Source organism: Curtobacterium sp. LFS079, from assembly GCF_047977865.1.
GTDB lineage: Bacteria > Actinomycetota > Actinomycetes > Actinomycetales > Micrococcaceae > Arthrobacter.
This window is the reverse complement of the sequence record NZ_JBFPFO010000002.1, coordinates 484,096-501,247: the sequence shown is the minus strand read 5'-3', so window position 1 is coordinate 501,247 and position 17,152 is coordinate 484,096. Positions and strand designations below refer to the sequence as shown.

Below are 17,152 nucleotides of genomic sequence, written 5' to 3'. Positions count from 1 at the left end.
CCGGCTTTCCGCCGTCGTCCCCTAACCGGAACCTCCCCACAGGACACCCCTAAGGATCCCCATGAGCAATCAACCCATCACCGACCATACGGTCCCGCAGCAAGCGCACGCGACTGAGAAGCTGCTGCACGCCGAGGACAAGGGCTACCACAAGAACCTCAAGCCGCGTCAGATCCAGATGATCGCGATCGGCGGCGCGATCGGTACCGGCCTGTTCCTCGGTGCCGGCGGCCGCCTGAACGTCGCGGGCCCCTCGCTGGTCCTCTCCTACGCAATCTGTGGCGCGTTCGTGTTCCTGATCCTGCGGGCCCTGGGCGAACTCGTCCTGCACCGCCCGTCCTCGGGCTCCTTCGTTTCCTACGCCCGCGAGTTCTTCGGCGAAAAGGCTGCCTTCGCCTCGGGCTGGTTCTACTGGATCAACTGGGCCATGACCACCATCGTGGACATCACGGCCGCGGCCATCTACATGAACTTCTTCGGCAAGTACGTGTCCTGGATCGGCGCCGTGCCGCAGTGGGCCTGGGCACTCATCGCCCTGGTCGTGGTGCTTTCGCTGAACCTGGTCTCGGTGAAGGTCTTCGGCGAGATGGAATTCTGGTTCGCCCTGATCAAGGTCGCAGCCCTGGTTGCCTTCCTCATCCTAGGCATCTGGTTCGTCGCCTTCGGCACCCCCACCGGCGCTCCGACAGGCTTCTCCCTCATCACTGACAACGGCGGCATCTTCCCGAACGGCATCATGCCGATGATCCTTCTCATGCAGGGCGTCGTGTTCGCCTACGCTTCCGTCGAGCTGGTTGGCACCGCCGCGGGTGAAACCGAGAACCCCGAAAAGATCATGCCCAAGGCCATCAACTCCGTGGTCTTCCGTATTGCCGTGTTCTACGTCGGCTCGGTCATCCTGCTCTCGCTGCTGCTGCCGTTCACCTCGTACCAGAAGGGCGTCAGCCCGTTCGTGACGTTCTTCGGCTCCATCGGCGTCTCTGGCGTGGACACCATCATGAACCTGGTGGTCCTCACGGCCTCGCTGTCCTCGCTGAACGCCGGCCTGTACTCCACTGGCCGCATCCTGCGCTCCATGTCCGTGGCCGGTTCTGCCCCGAAGTTCGCCCAGCGCATGAACAAGGCCGGTGTGCCCTACGGCGGCATCGCCATCACCGCGGGCGTCTCCCTGCTTGGTGTTCCGCTGAACTACCTGGTTCCGTCCGAGGCGTTCGAAATCGTGCTCAACGTGGCCTCTGTGGGCATCATCTCCACCTGGGCCACGATCGTCCTCTGCCAGATCCAGCTCAAGCGCTGGGCGGACAAGGGCTGGCTCAAGCGGCCCGCCTTCCGGATGCCGGGCGCACCCTACACGGGCTACCTGACGCTCGTTTTCCTCGTCGTGGTCCTGGTGATGGTGTTCATCGATTCGCCCCTCACCCTGTTGGTCACCCTCATCGCCTGTGCGCTGATGGTGGGGGGCTGGTACGCCTGCCGCAAGCAGATCCACGAGATCGCCGAGGCACGCGACGGCTACACCGGCATGTCCCCGGTGGTGGCCAACCGCCCCTCCCCGGGTTCGGAAGACTCCATCTAGTTTTCCTCCCCCTCCACGCGAAATGGCAGTTCGCGGCAGTGTTCTTCGAAAACATTGCCGCGAACTGCCAACTCGTTTAAGCAGCTCTGGGCTTACGCAGCACGACGGCGACCATCACCGCGGCGGACAGCATCAGGACCATGCCGATCGCCGAGGTCATCCCGACGCCGGAGTCAAAGGCGTGCCGGGCGGACTCCAGGAGCGCCTGGGCCTGCTCCGCGGGGAGCAGCCGGGCGGCGTCGACCGCTCCGCCGAGGGTCTCGGAGGCCTGCCGGGCGGCGTCCCCGGACAGCGTTTCCGGGACCTCGACGCCGGCGCGGTAGGCGGCGGTCAGGATGCTGCCGAGCACCGCGGTGCCCATCACCGAGCCAACCTCGTAGGCGGTCTCGGAGATTGCCGAGGCCGCACCTGCCTGCGGCGCCGGGACGCTGGCCAGGATGAGGTCGTTGGAGATGGTCTCCGCGGCGCCCACCCCCGAGCCCACGATCGCGAAGCCGAGCAGCAGCGCCCACATGTCACCGCCCTGGCCGAACAGCAGCACCACAGCGTAGCCGCTCATGTTCATCAGCAGCCCCGCGGTGACCACGCGGGCCGGCCGGATCCGGCGCACCACCGGCACGGTCAGCAGGCCCGCGACAATGGTCAGCGCCATGCCCGGGAGCATGAGCATTCCGGCCTCGAGCGGAGTGCGCCCTGCCACGAGCTGGAGGTGCTGGGACATGAAGTAGATGAAGCCCACCAGCGAGAAGATGCTCAGCAGGTTCGCAGCCAGGGACACGCTGAACGCCCTGTTCCGGAACAGGGTCATGTCCAGCATCGGCGCCCTGCCGGAGCGCTGGCGCCGCAGCTGCCTGCGGACGAACAGCACCCCTGCCGCGAGCCCGACGGCGAGCGGCAGCAGCGCGGCCGGGCCGCCGTCGTGCGCGAATTCCTTGATGCCATAGACGAACGGAACCATCGCGGCCATGACCAGCAGGATGCTGGCCGGGTCGATCCGCGCGGGGTTCGGGTCCTTGGACTCCGGCAGCACGAGCGGCGCCAGGATCAGCAGCGGCAGCAGCATGGGCACGGCCAGCAGGAACACGGCACCCCATTCGAAGTGCTCCAGGAGCAGGCCGCCGGCCAGCGGACCGAGGGCCGCGCCGCCGGAAAAGCCCGCCGCCCAGACGGCGATCGCGGTGCGGCGTTCGGTGGCGTCCGTGAAGATGTTCCGGATCAGGGAAAGCGTTGCGGGCATCAGCATCGCGCCGAAGACGCCCAACAGGGCGCGGGCGCCGATCAGCTGGCCGGCGTTCGTGGCGAAGGATGCCAGCACGGAGACGAGCGCGAAGCCCGTGGCGCCGATCAGCAGGAGCTTCCGGCGGCCGATCCGGTCGCCGATGCTGCCCATCGGGACCAGCAGGCCGGCCAGCACCAGGGCATAGACGTCGATGATCCACAGCAGCTCGGTGCCGCTGGGCCGCAGGGCAAGGGACAGGGACGGGACCGCGAAGCTGAGCACGGTGTTGTCGACGGCGATCAGCAGCACGGGGAACATCAGCGCGCCGAGGGCGAGCCAGCGGCGTCCGGCACCATGCTGCATGCCGCGGACGGGATCGGGACGGAAAACCGCCTCGCTCTCGGCGAAGCGTTCGCGCTTGGTGACGGAGATGGTCATGGTGGCCGCTTTCTCGAAAAGGGTGGAAGCCTGACAATCACAAACTATACCGTCCAGACGGTACAGTTTCAAATCCCGCCACTTGGCACCGCCATTCCCCAGACATCGGACCACTCGCCGCTACGATTGAGCCATGGCTGTGACTGACGAGGCGATCGGCAAGATCAAGGACATGTTGATCCGCGGCGAGCTCAAGGCCGGAGACCGCCTGCCGCCGGAAAAGGAGCTCAGCGAAAGCCTTGGCTTGTCCCGCAGCTCACTGCGCGAGGCCGTGAAGGCCCTGGAGCTGATCCGGGTATTGGACGTGCGGCGCGGCGACGGCACCTACGTCACCAGCCTGGACGCAAAGCTGCTCAACGAGGCCGTGGCCTTTGTGGTGGAGCTGCACCAGAACCGCTCAATCCTGGAGCTCTTCGAAGTCCGGCGGATCCTGGAACCGGCCACGGCCCACATGGCGGCCGGCCGCATCACGCCTGAGGAGGTGGCCGCTCTGCGCGCCACCATGGAAGGCATCGACGAGGGCACCGAGGTCGAGGAACTCGTGGCCCACGACCTCGAGTTCCACAGCATCATCGCCGCGGCCGCCGGGAACGACTACCTCAGCGGGCTGCTTGAGGCCCTCTCCGGAGACACGGTCCGGGCGCGCATCTGGCGCGGCATCACCCAGGAGAAGGCCGTGGCGCACACCCTGGCCGAGCACAAGGCCATCGCGGATGCCCTGGAGCACGGCGACTCCGAACTGGTGCGGGCCCTGGTCACCGTGCACATCAGCGGCGTGGAGAACTGGCTGCGGCAGGCGCTCTAGCTACAGTTCCAGTCCGTAAATCCGCGCCGCGGTTCCTTCGAGAACGTGGTGCCGTTCGGCGTCGGACAGTTCCCCGATCAGCTCCAGCAGCACGCCGATGGTCTGCTCGTAGGGTGCGCCGAGCGTGCTGACCGGCCAGTCGCCGCCGATCATCAAGCGTTCCGGACCGAACGCTTCCAGCGCCTCCTCCCACAGGGACCGCAGGGCCGCGGCCGTGTAAGGAACGCCGGGCAGGTGCAGTCCGGACAGCTTCGCGACCGTGTTCGGTAGCGCTCCCAGCGCGCGGAAGTCCGCCCGCCACTGCGCCATGGGCTCCGAATCCGTGCCCGCACCCAGCGGCGGTTTGCCTAGGTGGTCCAGGACGACCGTGAGCTCCGCGAGCTCCCGGGCCAGGCGGACGGTGGCACCGAGGTGGCGCGGGAAGGCGTCGGGGACGTCGAAGGCCAGGCCACGGCCGGCCACGAGCCGCAGGGACTCCCGGACCGGGCTCAGCTCAAGGAAGCCGTCCCGCGGATCGTCGTGGACCAGGTGCCGCACGCCCCGGAACTTCGGGTTCCGCGTGAAACGGTCCAGTTGGGTTTCTGCTTCCCCGGGCCGCTCCAGCGGGATCCAGCCGACGACGCCGAGCACCCACTCGTTGCTGTCCGCCACCGCGAGCATCGCCTCCGTGTCCGCGAGGGTGTCGTCCGCCTGCACCAGGACGGCGCCGCGGACGCCTGCTGCGTCCAGAGTGCCCGCCGCCTCCACTGACCCGAAGCTGCGGAACAGTGCACCGTGCTGCGGCCCGAGCCAGGAATACCCTCCGGGCTCGAGCTCCCACAGGTGAAGGTGCGCGTCAATCACCGGCAAGCTCCGCGACGGCCTCCCACAGTTCCTCCGGCACGACGGCATCCATCCGCGCGGCATTCTCCGCGGCCTGCTCCGGGCTGCGCGCCCCCACTGTCACGTTCACCACGGCCGGGTGCCGCAGCGGGAAGTGCAGGGCCGCCGTCGGGAGCTCGACGCCGAAGTCCCGGCAGAGTGCCGCCAGTGCGCGGGCGCGTTCCAGCAGGGCTGGCGGTGCCTGCCCATAGTTGTAATGGGCGGTGTCGGGCACCTCGGGCCGGGCCAGGAGCCCGGAGTTGAAGGCGCCGACGGCAACGACGCCGGTGCCCCGCGCCACGCAGCGCTCCAGCAGCGGAACGCCGGGCTGCTCCAGCAGGGTGTAGCGGCCCGCGAGCATCACGAGGTCCAGATCCGCACCGTCGACGCATGCGAGCGCGGCTTCCGCCGAGTTGGTGCCGACGCCGATCGCGTTCACCACGCCCTCCCCGCGGAGTTTCTCCAGCACGGGTAGCGCCTGCCGGATACCGGCGTCGAGGTCGAACACATCGGGGTCGTGCAGGTAGGCGATATCCACCCGGTCCAGTCCCAGCCGTTCGAGGGAATCCTCGAGGCTCTGCCGGATGCCTTTTTCGCTGAAGTCCCAGCGGCGCACGGCGTCCGCCGGAACGTCGAAGCCTCCGTCGTCCCTGCGACCGGCGGCGTCCTGCGGTTCGAGCCGCCGGCCCACCTTGGTGGAAATGACGAAGTCGGCGCGCGGTTTGTCGCGGAGGACGGCGCCGAGCCGCTGCTCGGACAGGCCCAGGCCGTAGTGCGGGGCGGTGTCGAAGTAGCGGACGCCGGCGTCCCAGGCGGCGAGTATGGTCGCCAGGGCTTCGCCGTCGGGGACCGCGGTGTAGAGGTTGCCGATTCCGGCCCCGCCGAAGCCGAGTCTGCCGAGCTTTCCGGTAATGCCCCCGCTCATGGCAGTTCCCAGACCTTCGGGATGCCGGAGTCGTTGCCGGAGTAGTCGTCCTCCACCTCAAGCAGCTCCGCCATGCGGGCCTGCCAAGGCACGTTGGCGAGGTGATTCGCGAGGGCGTGGCGCATGGCCTGGTAGTCGTCCACCTCCACGAGGTGGAACAGCTCCAGGCCGCTGCGCCAGATGCGCCAGTTCCGCACGCCGGCGTCCTTCAGCGCGGCCACCAGTTCGGCCGGAATTGCGGCATGCGCGTCGGCGTACTCCTGCTCCGCGCCCGGCTTGAGGCGGGTGTGCAGGGCAACGGTTTGCGGAGCGGTTGTTTGTTGAGCGTTGGCTTGCGGAGCGTTGGTCTCAGGCATCTGCGCCCTCCTTGAGGAACAGTTCCAGCACGGGCACGGCCACCGGCGGCCGCTGGACCGGCAGTTTGATGCTCAGGGTTCCGGCGGGCTGGGCGCCGGGGGTGGTGCCATAGGCTTGCTGCTCCGGATCCGGTTCCTGGAGGCGGAGTTCGGAGGCGTCGTTGAGCAGCTGGGCGTACTCCACCTTGCCGGCCAGCCCGGGCAGGTGCACGAAGCCGAACGGCCACGCGAACAGGTGGACGTAGAGCCGGTCGCCGCGCCGGGTGTAGCGGGCGTCGGCGGGCGGAACGTACGACGACGGCCCGGCGCCGTAGATGGAGCGGCCGTGCAGCCGCATCCACTCACCGATGCCCGCCAGGGACTCCGCGGCGCGCGGGTCCAGGCTGCCGCGGGCTGTCGGGCCGACGTTCAGCAGGAGATTGCCGCCCTTGGACACCCCGTCCACCAGCATCCGCACGAGGAGGTCCGGGCTTTTGTAGTCCAGGTTGTCCCGGTCATAGCCCCAGCTGCCGTTGAGGGTCTGGCACGCCTCCCAAGCAAGTGGAACGCCGCCGGACATCATGGGACCGGCCGGCTGGTACTGCTCGGGGGTGAGGAAGTCGCCCGGCAGGTCCAGTCGGTCGTTGACCACTATCCCGGGCTGCAACTCCCGGACCATGGCCAGGAGTTCCTCCGAACCCCAGTCGTCCCGGCCCTTGCCGCCGGCCGGGTGGCCGTCCATGCCGCCCGGGTAGGAGAAATCGAAGAAGAGGTAGTCGATGGTGCCGTAGTTGCTGAGCAGTTCGCGGACCTGGCCATGCAGGTACTCCCGGTAGCGGGCCATGTCCCGGCCCTCGTTCAGCTTCCCGACGTCGGCGTTCCGCTGCGGGTGCACGGAGTCCACGGTGAAGTCGGGGTGGTGCCAGTCGATCAGTGAATAGTAGAAGCCCACCTTCAGCCCCTCGGCCCGCAGCGCCTCCACATAGGGTGCGATCAGGTCCCGGCCGGCAGGGGTGTTGCTGGCCTTGTAGTCCGTGAGTGCCGAGTCCCAGAGGCAGAAGCCCTCGTGGTGCTTGGTGGTCAGCACCACGTACTTCATGCCGGCGTTCCGGGCGGCGCGGGCCCATTCGCGGGGATCGTAGAGGTCCGGATCGAAGCGGCGGAAGTACTTCGAGTACTCCTCCACAGTGATCTCCTCGCGGTTCATCACCCACTCGTGCCGGGCCGCCAGGGAATACAGCCCCCAATGCACGAACATCCCCAGGCGGGACTCCTCGAACCACGGGGCGTGCTGGATCACGGCTTCTCCTTCAGCTCTCGACGGCGGTGCTTGCTGCGGCGACGGCGGCGGCCGTCTCGGCGGCGGTGCGCGCCTCCGCCGCCCACACCGGGCCGTCCGGGTAACGGTAGTCCGCCAGGCTTGCGGGGAGCATTTCGCTGCCGCCGCCGGGCGCCGTCGGGGGCCAGTAGCGGCCTCCTCGCATCTCGACCGGCGTGACGAAGTGTTCGTGCAGGTGGTCCACGAATTCGATCATGCGGTCCTCCTTCGTGCCGGAGACCGCCACAAAGTCGAACATGGACAGGTGCTGCACCGCCTCGCACAGCCCCACCCCGCCGGCGTGCGGGCAGACCCGGACCCCGAACTTCGCGGCCAGCAGCAGGATGGCGACGTTCTCGTTGACGCCGGCCACCCGGGCGGCGTCGAGCTGGAGCACCTGCAGCGAACCTGCCTGCAGCATCTGCTTGAACACCACCCGGTTCTGGACATGTTCGCCGGTGGCCACCGGGATGGGCGCCACGGCCCGGGCGATCGCGGCATGGCCCAGGATGTCGTCCGGGCTGGTGGGCTCTTCGATCCAGGCGATGTCGTAAGGGGCGAGGTGGCGCATCCAGTCGATGGCGTCGTGGACGTCCCAGCGCTGGTTGGCGTCGACGGCGATCCTGATGGCCGGGCCCACGGCCTCGCGGGCGGTGCGGACGCGGCGGATATCGTCCTCCAGGGAGGCCCCCACCTTGAGTTTGATCTGCGTGAATCCCTCGGCCACGGCTTCCCTGGCCAGGCGCGAAAGCTTCTCGTCGCTGTATCCCAGCCAGCCCGGCGTCGTCGTGTATCCCGGGTAGCCTTCGGCGAGCAGCCGCGCGCGGCGCGCCTCCCGGCCCGGCTCCGCGGCGCGCAGGATGCCGAGCGCATCCTCGGGCGTGAGGGCGTCGCTGAGGTAGCGGAAGTCCACCAAGGAGACGAGTTCCTCCGGGCTCATGCGGGACAGCAGCTCCCATAGCGGCAGGCCGGCGCGCTTGGCCTTCAGGTCCCAGAGGGCGTTGACGACGGCGCCGATCGCCATGTGCATGACGCCCTTCTCCGGGCCGAGCCAGCGCAGCTGGGAATCGTGGGCGAGCAGCTTCCAAGCGGCGCCCATGTCCGCCAGCAGTTCCTCAGCGTTGCGGCCCAGGAGGTGTTCCCGCAGCGCGGCGATGGCGGCGGTTTCCACCTCGTTGCCGCGGCCGATGGTGAACACGAAACCGTGGCCTTCGTGTCCGTCCGCCGCGTCGGTGCGCAGGATCAGGTAGGCGGCCGAATAATCCGGATCCGGGTTCATGGCGTCCGAGCCGTCCAGCTCCCGGGACGTGGGGAACCGGATGTCGAGGGTTTCCATGGCGGTGATGACGCTCATCGTGCTCCTAGCTTAGGCGGCGCGTACGGCCCGGAAGGCTGATCGGGACTGTCCATCCACACCGAGACTAAACATCGGATGTTTCCATTGTCAATGGGTCACATTTCCGCAAGAATGGGGAAGACAACACACTTGAAGCTCGGAGCAATGACGCTGAGCATGGAGGAAGACATGAACGTGAAATTCGCCCGGCTGGGTGCAGCCGGAAACGAGCAGCCGGTTGTCCTCGTCGAAGATGGCAACGGCGCCGCGAAGTACTTCAGCCTCACCGGACTGACCCGGGACATCGACGGCGCATTCTTCGCCGCGGACGGCGTTGCCCGCGCCCGGAAAGCCCTCGAATCCGGGGAACTTCCGGAGATTTCCGCAGAGGGCCTGCGCATCGGCTCCCCCATCGCCCGCCCGGCCTCAGTGGTCTGCATCGGCCTGAACTACACCGCGCACGCCGCCGAATCCGGCGCCACCCCGCCCGAGGTTCCGGTGGTTTTCCTCAAGCCGTCCAACACCGTTGCCGGGCCGTTCGACGCCGCCCCCATCCCGCCGTCGTCGGCGAAGTACGACTGGGAAGTGGAGCTCGGCGTGGTGATCGGCAAGGAAGCGTCCTACCTTTCTTCCGTCGAGGAAGCCGCTGGGCACATTGCCGGCTACGTGGTGGCCAACGACCTCTCCGAACGCGACTACCAGCTGCCTGGCGCCGCAGGCCAGTGGACCAAGGGCAAGTCCCTGCCGGCGTCGAGCCCGCTGGGCCCGTGGCTCGTTCCCGCCGAGCAGGTGGACGCCGGCAATCTTCGCCTGCGCACCTGGGTCAACGGGGAGATCCGCCAGGACTCGAACACCTCGGACATGATCTTCGATCCCGCCACCGTGGTGCACCACCTCAGCCAGTACATGGTGCTTGAGGCGGGCGACGTGATCCTCACGGGCACCCCGGAAGGCGTGGCCCTCTCCGGCCGCTTCCCGTTCCTGCAGCCCGGCGACGTGGTGGAGCTCGAGGTCGAAGGCCTGGGCCGCCAGCGCCAGGAGTTCTACCGGGCTGGCCGCCCCGACGCCGGCAATGAGTCCCTCGCCGCAGCCTCCGCGGGGGACCCCGCGGCAGTCCGGTGACCAGCCCGGCCGGCGGACCGGCTGACAACCCGACCAACGGCTCCGTGAACGGCTCCGTGAGCCGCGAATTCGAGGGCCTGGCCGCCCTCGTGACCGGCGGCGCCTCCGGCATCGGCGCGGCCATCGCGGACCGGCTCGCCGCAGGCGGAGCGAAGGTGGCCGTGCTGGACCTGAATCCGGCCGGTTCGCCGCACTTCTGCGTCGAATGCAACGTTGCGGACGACGCCTCGGTGCGGGCCGCCGTCGACGCCGTGGTCCGCGAGTTCGGCCGCCTGGACGTGGTGGTCAACAACGCAGGCATCGGCGCCCAGGGCGACATCGCCGCGAACCCGGACGAAGAATGGCTGCGGGTCCTGGATATCAACGTGGTGGGCATCGCGCGCGTCGGCCGGGCCGCCCTGCCCTATCTGCGCCAGTCGCCGGCCGCCGCGATCGTGAACACCTGCTCCATCGCCGCGACGGCGGGGCTGCCGCAGCGGGCGCTGTATTCGGCGTCGAAGGGTGCCGTGCTGTCCCTGACGCTCGCCATGGCCGCTGACCACATCCGCGAAGGCATCCGCGTCAACTGCGTGAACCCCGGCACTGTGGACACCCCGTGGGTGGGCCGGCTGCTCGACTCGGCAGCGGACCCCGCCGCCGAACGCGCCGCCCTGAACGCCCGCCAGCCGCACGGCCGGATGGTGGACCCGGCGGAGGTTGCCGGCGCCGTCGCATACCTCGCCAGCCCGTTGTCCGGCTCGACGTCGGGCACCTCCCTGGCGATCGACGGCGGCATGCAGGGGCTGCGGCTGCGCCCGGTGGGATAAGCGGGGACGCTGCCGTCCACCCGGCTCGCGGCTTCGGTTCCGCCTCGCGGTTTGCAAACCGCGGGCACGGTTGGAATCAGCGAGCGCAGGACTGAGGGCGTGCTGCCCGTAACGCAACCTTCCTCGTTCCCCTGGTCGCCTATGCTCGACACCAGCAATCAATGGCGATTCACCAAGGAGCAGCACATGACCACCTGGCGCATCAGGGACTTTCATTCGTCCGACCTGGACGGCATCCTGCACCTCTGGGAGTCGCTCAAGGCTGACGGTGTCGAACCGGTCTACGCCCTCTCCGAGGTCCTCGCCTCCTGCGAAAAGGACCACGCCGTGGTGGCGACTCAGGGCGAACAGCTGGTGGGTGCCGCCGTCGGACGGGCCGCGCACGACCAGGGCTGGATCGTCTTCCTGTCCACGCTCCCCGAGTTCCGCGGCCGCGGGATCGGCACGTCGCTGCTGGCCGCCGTCGAGAACCGGATGGCCCCGCACGGCCTTAACAAACTGTCCGCATTGATGCCAGAGAGCGAAACCCGGGTGGAGGCGTTCCTGGGCCGCGGCTTCGTGGTGAAGAAGAACCTGCGCTACTTCGAGCGGACCATCCCGGTGCAGCGCCAGGAGCTGGAGCCGCTGAGCCTGCTCGGCGGCCGGGTGCTGGCGCGCGACCTCTGGGAAAACGTGGCTGGCATGAAGCGTGAAAAGGAACTGCTGGAGCGGCGCCTGGTGCTGCCGCTGGCCGAGGCCGATCTCGCCGACGAATACGGCGTGGTGCCGCCGCGCGCGGTGGTGCTCTTCGGTCCGCCCGGCACCGGCAAGACCACCTTCGCCAAGGCCATCGCGTCCCGGCTGGAGTGGCCGTTCGTGGAGGTCTTCCCCTCCCGGCTCGCCTCCGACCCCAAGGGCCTGGCCGGCGCGCTGCGCGAGACCTTCCTGGAAATCGCCGAGCTGGAGCATGCCGTGGTGTTCATTGACGAGGTGGAGGAGATCGCGGCCCAGCGTGCCGGGGATCCGCCTTCACCGCTGCAGGGCGTCACCAACGAGCTCCTCAAGATCATCCCGGCGTTCCGCGAACAGCCCGGCCGCCTCCTGGTCTGCGCCACCAACTTCATCCGGGCCCTCGACTCGGCGTTCCTGCGCCACGGCCGCTTCGACTACGTCATCCCGATCGGCCTGCCGGATGTCCACGCCCGCGAGGCCATGTGGCAGCGCTTCATCCCGGCAACCGTGGTGGACTCCGTGGACGTGGCCCTGCTCGTGGAGCGCACCGAGGGCTTCTCCCCCGCGGACATCGAGTTCGCCGCCCGCAGCGCCTCCCAGCGGGCGCTGGAATTCGCTGTTTACTCCAACGGCGGTTCTTCAGGCAACGGACGCAAGGGCCCGACCACGCAGGACTACCTGGACGCGATCGCGGACACCAAGACCACCGTCAGCGAGGAAGTCCAGCAGGAGTTCCTCGAGGACATCGACGTCCTGGGGCGGGTTTAGTCCCCCGCGATACTGTGTGACCATGCCGAGCAACCCCCTCCGCCATGCGCTCTCCCGTATGGGCGGCCGCGATCCCCATGAACAGCACCGTGCCGCCACTCCCCTGGAACTCTTCTTCGACCTGACGTTCGTCATTGCGTTCAGCGTGGCCGGCAGCCAGTTTGCGCACACAGTGGCGGAGAACCACGTGGGCGCAGGCCTGATCGGCTTCGCCTTCGCGATGTTCGGCGTGCTGTGGGCCTGGATCAATTTCTCCTGGTTCGCCAGCGCGTACGACACCGATGATTGGATCTTCCGGATCGTCACCATGGTCCAGATGGTTGGCGTGCTCATCCTGACCATGGGAATCGAGCCCCTGTTCCAATCGCTGCTTGAAGGCGAGTACGTGAACAACGGCGTCCTGGTGCTCGGCTACGTGGTGATGCGCGTTGCCCTGATCTTCCAGTGGCTGCGGGCCGCCCGGCAGGACCCGCAACGACGCAAGACCTGCCTCACGTACGCCAGCCTGTTGGCCGTGGCACAAGTGGGGTGGGTGGTTGTGGTCTTCGTGAAGACGGATATCCCCACTACTTTCCTGATCTACGCGCCTTTGTTCGTTCTGGAAATGGCCGCTCCTCTCATCGCCGAGCGCAGGGTCAAGACTCCGTGGCACGCACACCACATCGCAGAACGCTATGGCCTGCTTGCCATCATTGCGCTTGGCGAATGCCTGATCGGTGCCATCGAAACGCTCCGTTCGATCGTTGCCTTGCACGGTTGGACCTTGGACGCAGCACTGGTCGGACTCGGCGGAACCGGGCTGGCCTTCACCATGTGGTGGGTGTACTTCATCCTTCCGGCCGGCCAGGCCCTGCACCTGCGCAGGAATCACGCCTTCACGTTCGGCTATGGGCACATGATCATCTTCGCGTCCATCGCCGCCACCGGCGCCGGCCTGCACGTCATGGCCTACTACATCGACCATGAGGCCCACATCAGCGCCGCTGCTGCCGTTGCCAGCGTCGCCATTCCGGTGGCGGTCTTCAAAGTCACCCTCACCTGGATTTACGGAAGCCTGTTGGGCGTGAACCGCGCCAACCTAATGCTCACTTTCCTTGTGCTTGTTGCAGCGGCCGCCGCTGTTGCGTTGGCGGCCGTCAACGTGCCGGTGACAATCTGTCTGCTGGTGATCCTCGCGGCCCCGGCTGCGGCCATCCTCGAAGACGAACTCGTGGGGCACCGGCGCCGGGCACGGGCCCTCGAAAAGCTTGGCATCGAGACGGCGGGCTAATCCCGGATAGCCAACTTGTGAGGCCCTCTCTGCGTCCTTTGCGCGCGTCAAAGGACGCAGAGCGGGCCTCACAACGCGGCGTCTACCCCCGGAAAGCGCCCCCGGACCACTGGTCCGGGGGCCCGCGGAATGCAAAACTAAGCGGATGATCGTGCCTCCGAGCCAGGTCCGCCGTCCGGGCATCCGCGCGGCCATGTTTGTCGACTTCGACAACGTCTATTCCGGTCTGCAGGCAGTGGATCCCGCGGCTGCCAAGGTGTTCGCCGAGGACCCCAAGCAATGGACGTCGGCCCTGGCAGGAGGAGGCGGGCGGGAAGCGGCCCGGCGGTTCCTTATCCGCAACTGCTACTTGAACCCCGTGATCTACTCGAAGTACCGAGTGTACTGGACGCGGGCCGGCTTCCGTGTCATTGACTGCCCTTCCCTCACGCAAAGGGGAAAGAGCAGCACTGACATCAACCTCGTCCTGGATGCCATGGATGTCCTGGCCGGGCCGGTGGGCATCGATGAGTTCGTGATCGCGTCCGCCGATGCCGACTTCACCTCATTGATCGCGCGGTTCCGGGCCGCCGACCGCATCACCACCGTGATCGCGGCCGGCCCCGTCGCGTTCGCCTACCGGGAGATGGCGGACCACGTGGTGGAATCGAACGACTTCGCCGCCATCCTCACCGGATCCTCTGCCGACGCCGGCACTGGAGTCCTCCCCCGCGGCGAAGGACGGGCGCCCGCACCGGCCCCGCGGAAGGGTGCCGCCGCCAAGGAAGTCAGCAGCCTTGTCCGCTCGTCGCCGGGACCGGTCACTGGATCCGTGGCCGCACACCGGGCATTGACCGCGGAACCGTCCCTGAAAACGGACTGGGGCGGCCACGGCAAGTTCGGGGCATGGATCGCGCAGCTCGGGAACGGAATCGAATACTCGCCGACGCCGACGCCCGGCTGGGTGTGGGACGCCCGGCGGTTCTCCGCTGCGGACCTTCCCCAGGAAGCGGAAGCACGCTCCGCCGTCGAGGAGCACGTAGCAAGGGTGACCGACGTGCCGGCGCTCTCCAGGGCGCAGTTCCGGCAGGTGTTCCTCTCCTTGGAGGCTGTTCTCCGCGAGCACCCGCCCAACAGGAATGAGCTCACCAGATCGGTGCGGGACCACTGCGTGGCCGCCGGCCATGCCGTCTCCCGGGCCGCGGTGAACTTCATCATCCAAGGGCTGAACTACACGGACGCCTTGGCGGACGAAGCCACCGCGGTGAGCCTTGCGACCGCATGGACCCGGAACGTCGAGGAACTCTGCCGCCTGGCCCTTCTTGAATTCGACGAGGCGGAGGTCGCGGAGCTCAGGCGCTGGGCCGGCGGCGGACTCGTGAAGCCGCCTTCGAAGCAGAAGCCTCAAGCAGAAGCCTCCGCTCCCGCCACGGACTGAGACCCCCACGTTGTGGGGCCCGCTCTACGTGCATTGAGCACGGGAAAGGACGTAGAGCAGGCCTCGCAACGCATCCGTCCCCCGGCGGACTGAGTCCTTGCGGCACGTACGTGCCGATTTCCGTGTGATGGCCCTTGTTCCGGACCGACCCCGGAGGGAAAATGGTCATATCGGCACGTTCGTGCCGATATGACGAAAGGCAATCGGATGGATCCCGCGGACTTCAGCACCGCTTTGGGCAGCGCTGTCCGTTCCCGCCGTGCCGCGCTGTCCCTCAGCCAGGCCGACGTCGCCGACCTCGCCGGGGTCTCCGAACGCTTCGTCCGCTTCGTCGAGCAGGGCAAAACCACCGTGCAGCTCGAACAGTTGTTGGCCGTGCTCGGCACGCTGGGGCTCGAGCTGGACGTGTCCACGGCCGCGTCCGTTTCAGCAGCGGAGCCCGCGCAATGACCTTCCACCGGATCGCCGACGTCTATAAGCAGGGCGTCCTGGCCGGGCGCATTGAACGGCATGCCGGCGGCACCGTGTTCAGCTATTTGCCGAAGTATCTCGACGCCGGCGGCCCGCCCGTCGCGACCACGCTCCCCCTCTCGGGCGAGCCGGTCTTCACGCCAAGCGGCGCGGTGCCGCCCTACTTCACCGGGCTGCTGCCGGAGGGCCGCCGCCTGAACTCCCTCCGGCGCGCGGTCAAGGCCAGCGCCGACGACGAACTCGCCCTCCTCATGGCCGCCGGCGGCGACGCCGTGGGAGATGTCCAGACCGTTCCGCACGGCGAGCCGCCCACGGAAGGCGGCTCCGCCGTCGTGATGGACCCTAAGTTGCCGCTGGATTTCGACGCCCTGCTCGGCGACTCCGGGCTCATCGACCCGGTGGCGCTGGCGGGTGTGCAGGACAAGTTGTCGGCCGGGATGATTTCGCTCCCTGTAGCGCAGTCCGGCAAGCGCTTCATCCTCAAGCTCAACGCCCCGGAGTTCCCCTTCGTTGTGGAGAACGAGTTCCTGATGTTCCGCTATGCGCGGCGGCTGCGGGTTCCGGTGGCCGGCGTGCAGCTGGTGCACGACGTCGGCGGGCGGGCCGGGCTGCTCGTGGAACGTTTCGACCGGGTCACCTCGGGTGACGGCGGCACGCTGCGGCTCGCCGTCGAGGATGGCGCCCAGGTGATGGGGCTGTATCCGGCGGACAAGTACAGCGTGCCCTACGGTGAAGTGTGCGCGGCCCTGGCCGCCCATTGCGCGGCCCCGCTGCCGGCGCTGCGGAACCTCGCGCTGCAGCTGGCCTTCGCCTGGCTCACGGGCAACGGCGACCTGCACGCCAAGAACGTCTCCATGGTGCAGGGACGGTCTGTGGAGGGACAGAGCGGCGAATACACGATCGCCCCGGTCTACGACATCCCCTCAACCGTGGTCTACGGCGACAAGACCCTGGCCCTGGGCATCGGCGGCAAGAAGTTCGGCATCTCGCGCAAGCACTACCTCGCCTGGGCGCAGCACCTGGGCCTGCCGGAACGGGCGGCGCTGCGGGTGCTGGACATCGCGCTGAAGGCGGCCGGGCCCCTTGCCGAAGACCTCGACGGCGGCGCCTCGCCTTTCGGGGCGATGCAGACCAGGGACTGGATCAAGGAGCTCCGGCACCGGCGCCGGCTGATGGAGGGCTAATCCTCACCGGCTTCCCCGTCCTCCCTCCGCTCGGCAGGGACCCCTGCCGGCGCGGGCCCTGCGAGCTCCTCCAGTTCCTGGAGGAGATGCGGGTTGACGCGCTCCAGGATCAGGCGGATTTCTTCCTTCGGCACGGCACTGTAGAGAACCGGGCGGGCCTCGGCGTAGCGCGGGTTCGGGGCTTTGTCCGGCCACTTCTCCGCCAGGGCCTGGACACGTTCCGGCAGTGAATTGTGGGCGTTGTCCGCGATCTTGACCAAAGTGGCGTCGTGGTCTTCGGCGACGAAGCGGATGCCGGCGGCGTAATCGTCAGGGTTGTCATGGAGGCGGCGCGTGACCCGCTCAATAATGCCGATGGCGCGCTGCGAAACACCCATGTCCTCGAGGGCCTGCCGGGTGATGGGAGTGTCCTCGGCGATATCGTGCAGGTAACCGGCAATCCGGATGTCGTCGTCGAAATCAGCCAGCGCGTCCCCCACCGCGAACACGTGCTCCACATACGGCCGCTTAAGTTTGTCCTTCTGGCGGTTGTGCGCCACCTCGGCCAGGACCCGGGCAGTTTCAACGGTAAATCGGGGTGCGCTCATGCC

At 67.9% G+C, this 17,152-nt stretch carries 16 protein-coding genes; 9 read left to right on the top strand and 7 right to left on the bottom strand.

The genetic code is table 11. From position 1 onward, the window contains the following. The first annotated feature begins 61 nt into the window (after positions 1–61). Positions 62–1,576: an amino acid permease gene (locus ACNQPB_RS05780; protein ID WP_498749849.1), complete on the top strand. Its 1,515-nt coding sequence runs from the start codon at positions 62–64 to the stop codon at positions 1,574–1,576. Between the two features lie 76 nt (positions 1,577–1,652). Here ACNQPB_RS05780 and ACNQPB_RS05775 read toward each other — a convergent pair whose 3' ends face one another. Further along, entirely contained in the window at positions 1,653–3,158 is a 1,506-nt protein-coding gene (locus ACNQPB_RS05775; protein WP_498749966.1) for an MFS transporter, read from the bottom strand. A gap of 208 nt (positions 3,159–3,366) precedes the next feature. Here ACNQPB_RS05775 and ACNQPB_RS05770 point away from each other — a divergent pair, with 208 nt between their 5' ends. Beyond that, positions 3,367–4,038, top strand: a complete 672-nt coding sequence (locus ACNQPB_RS05770) for a FadR/GntR family transcriptional regulator (RefSeq protein WP_498749848.1) — start codon at positions 3,367–3,369, stop codon at positions 4,036–4,038. Here ACNQPB_RS05770 and ACNQPB_RS05765 read toward each other — a convergent pair whose 3' ends face one another. The 5 genes from ACNQPB_RS05765 to ACNQPB_RS05745 are packed head-to-tail and all read right to left on the bottom strand — an operon-like array spanning position 4,039 to position 8,831. Beyond that, positions 4,039–4,881, bottom strand: a complete 843-nt coding sequence (locus ACNQPB_RS05765) for an amidohydrolase family protein (protein WP_498749846.1) — start codon at positions 4,879–4,881, stop codon at positions 4,039–4,041. Next, positions 4,874–5,824 (bottom strand): aldo/keto reductase, encoded by a 951-nt coding sequence (locus ACNQPB_RS05760; protein WP_498749844.1) that lies wholly within the window; start codon positions 5,822–5,824, stop codon positions 4,874–4,876. The genes ACNQPB_RS05765 and ACNQPB_RS05760 overlap by 8 nt, the downstream gene beginning before the upstream one ends. After that, the gene (locus tag ACNQPB_RS05755; RefSeq protein ID WP_498749842.1) at positions 5,821–6,180 is read right to left on the bottom strand and encodes an L-rhamnose mutarotase; all 360 of its coding nucleotides are present in this window, start codon (positions 6,178–6,180) and stop codon (positions 5,821–5,823) included. Before ACNQPB_RS05755 ends, ACNQPB_RS05760 begins: the two co-directional genes overlap by 4 nt. Continuing rightward, positions 6,173–7,459 (bottom strand): alpha-L-fucosidase, encoded by a 1,287-nt coding sequence (locus tag ACNQPB_RS05750; protein WP_498749840.1) that lies wholly within the window; start codon positions 7,457–7,459, stop codon positions 6,173–6,175. Before ACNQPB_RS05750 ends, ACNQPB_RS05755 begins: the two co-directional genes overlap by 8 nt. Before the next feature lie 10 nt (positions 7,460–7,469). After that, positions 7,470–8,831 carry an L-fuconate dehydratase gene (locus tag ACNQPB_RS05745; protein ID WP_498749839.1) on the bottom strand — a complete coding sequence of 454 codons (1,362 nt, stop codon included), beginning with the start codon at positions 8,829–8,831 and terminating at the stop codon, positions 7,470–7,472. A 171-nt stretch (positions 8,832–9,002) separates the two neighbouring features. Here ACNQPB_RS05745 and ACNQPB_RS05740 point away from each other — a divergent pair, with 171 nt between their 5' ends. The 7 genes from ACNQPB_RS05740 to ACNQPB_RS05710 all read left to right on the top strand — a co-directional run bounded on the left by ACNQPB_RS05740 (position 9,003) and on the right by ACNQPB_RS05710 (position 16,562). After that, positions 9,003–9,935, top strand: coding sequence for a fumarylacetoacetate hydrolase family protein (locus ACNQPB_RS05740; RefSeq protein ID WP_498749964.1), 933 nt, complete (start codon positions 9,003–9,005; stop codon positions 9,933–9,935). Positions 9,936–9,979: 44 nt separating this feature from the next. Next, positions 9,980–10,741: an SDR family NAD(P)-dependent oxidoreductase gene (locus tag ACNQPB_RS05735; protein ID WP_498749963.1), complete on the top strand. Its 762-nt coding sequence runs from the start codon at positions 9,980–9,982 to the stop codon at positions 10,739–10,741. A gap of 186 nt (positions 10,742–10,927) precedes the next feature. Next, positions 10,928–12,220 (top strand): ATP-binding protein, encoded by a 1,293-nt coding sequence (locus tag ACNQPB_RS05730; RefSeq protein ID WP_498749837.1) that lies wholly within the window; start codon positions 10,928–10,930, stop codon positions 12,218–12,220. A 22-nt stretch (positions 12,221–12,242) separates the two neighbouring features. Further along, on the top strand, positions 12,243–13,490 hold the full coding sequence (locus ACNQPB_RS05725; protein WP_498749836.1) for a low temperature requirement protein A: 1,248 nt from the start codon (positions 12,243–12,245) through the stop codon (positions 13,488–13,490). A gap of 145 nt (positions 13,491–13,635) precedes the next feature. Beyond that, positions 13,636–14,907 carry an NYN domain-containing protein gene (locus tag ACNQPB_RS05720; RefSeq protein WP_498749834.1) on the top strand — a complete coding sequence of 424 codons (1,272 nt, stop codon included), beginning with the start codon at positions 13,636–13,638 and terminating at the stop codon, positions 14,905–14,907. 207 nt (positions 14,908–15,114) lie between these two features. Continuing rightward, entirely contained in the window at positions 15,115–15,357 is a 243-nt protein-coding gene (locus ACNQPB_RS05715; RefSeq protein WP_498749832.1) for a helix-turn-helix transcriptional regulator, read from the top strand. Continuing rightward, positions 15,354–16,562, top strand: coding sequence for a type II toxin-antitoxin system HipA family toxin (locus tag ACNQPB_RS05710; protein WP_498749830.1), 1,209 nt, complete (start codon positions 15,354–15,356; stop codon positions 16,560–16,562). Before ACNQPB_RS05715 ends, ACNQPB_RS05710 begins: the two co-directional genes overlap by 4 nt. Here the strand turns inward: ACNQPB_RS05710 and ACNQPB_RS05705 are convergent. After that, positions 16,559–17,149 (bottom strand): HD domain-containing protein, encoded by a 591-nt coding sequence (locus ACNQPB_RS05705; RefSeq protein WP_498749828.1) that lies wholly within the window; start codon positions 17,147–17,149, stop codon positions 16,559–16,561. The two genes, ACNQPB_RS05710 and ACNQPB_RS05705, sit on opposite strands and share 4 nt — an antisense overlap. Positions 17,150–17,152 lie beyond the last annotated feature (3 nt).

Bases quoted from the DNA above. Each gene is read 5' to 3' on its own strand.
- ACNQPB_RS05780 (WP_498749849.1), top strand. From the start codon at position 62: ATGAGCAATCAACCCATCACCGACCATACGGTCCCGCAGCAAGCGCAC.
- ACNQPB_RS05775 (WP_498749966.1), bottom strand. From the start codon at position 3,158: ATGCAGCATGGTGCCGGACGCCGCTGGCTCGCCCTCGGCGCGCTGATG.
- ACNQPB_RS05770 (WP_498749848.1), top strand. From the start codon at position 3,367: ATGGCTGTGACTGACGAGGCGATCGGCAAGATCAAGGACATGTTGATC.
- ACNQPB_RS05760 (WP_498749844.1), bottom strand. From the start codon at position 5,824: ATGAGCGGGGGCATTACCGGAAAGCTCGGCAGACTCGGCTTCGGCGGG.
- ACNQPB_RS05755 (WP_498749842.1), bottom strand. From the start codon at position 6,180: ATGCCTGAGACCAACGCTCCGCAAGCCAACGCTCAACAAACAACCGCT.
- ACNQPB_RS05745 (WP_498749839.1), bottom strand. From the start codon at position 8,831: ATGAGCGTCATCACCGCCATGGAAACCCTCGACATCCGGTTCCCCACG.
- ACNQPB_RS05740 (WP_498749964.1), top strand. From the start codon at position 9,003: ATGAACGTGAAATTCGCCCGGCTGGGTGCAGCCGGAAACGAGCAGCCG.
- ACNQPB_RS05730 (WP_498749837.1), top strand. From the start codon at position 10,928: ATGACCACCTGGCGCATCAGGGACTTTCATTCGTCCGACCTGGACGGC.
- ACNQPB_RS05725 (WP_498749836.1), top strand. From the start codon at position 12,243: ATGCCGAGCAACCCCCTCCGCCATGCGCTCTCCCGTATGGGCGGCCGC.
- ACNQPB_RS05720 (WP_498749834.1), top strand. From the start codon at position 13,636: ATGATCGTGCCTCCGAGCCAGGTCCGCCGTCCGGGCATCCGCGCGGCC.
- ACNQPB_RS05715 (WP_498749832.1), top strand. From the start codon at position 15,115: ATGGATCCCGCGGACTTCAGCACCGCTTTGGGCAGCGCTGTCCGTTCC.
- ACNQPB_RS05710 (WP_498749830.1), top strand. From the start codon at position 15,354: ATGACCTTCCACCGGATCGCCGACGTCTATAAGCAGGGCGTCCTGGCC.
- ACNQPB_RS05705 (WP_498749828.1), bottom strand. From the start codon at position 17,149: ATGAGCGCACCCCGATTTACCGTTGAAACTGCCCGGGTCCTGGCCGAG.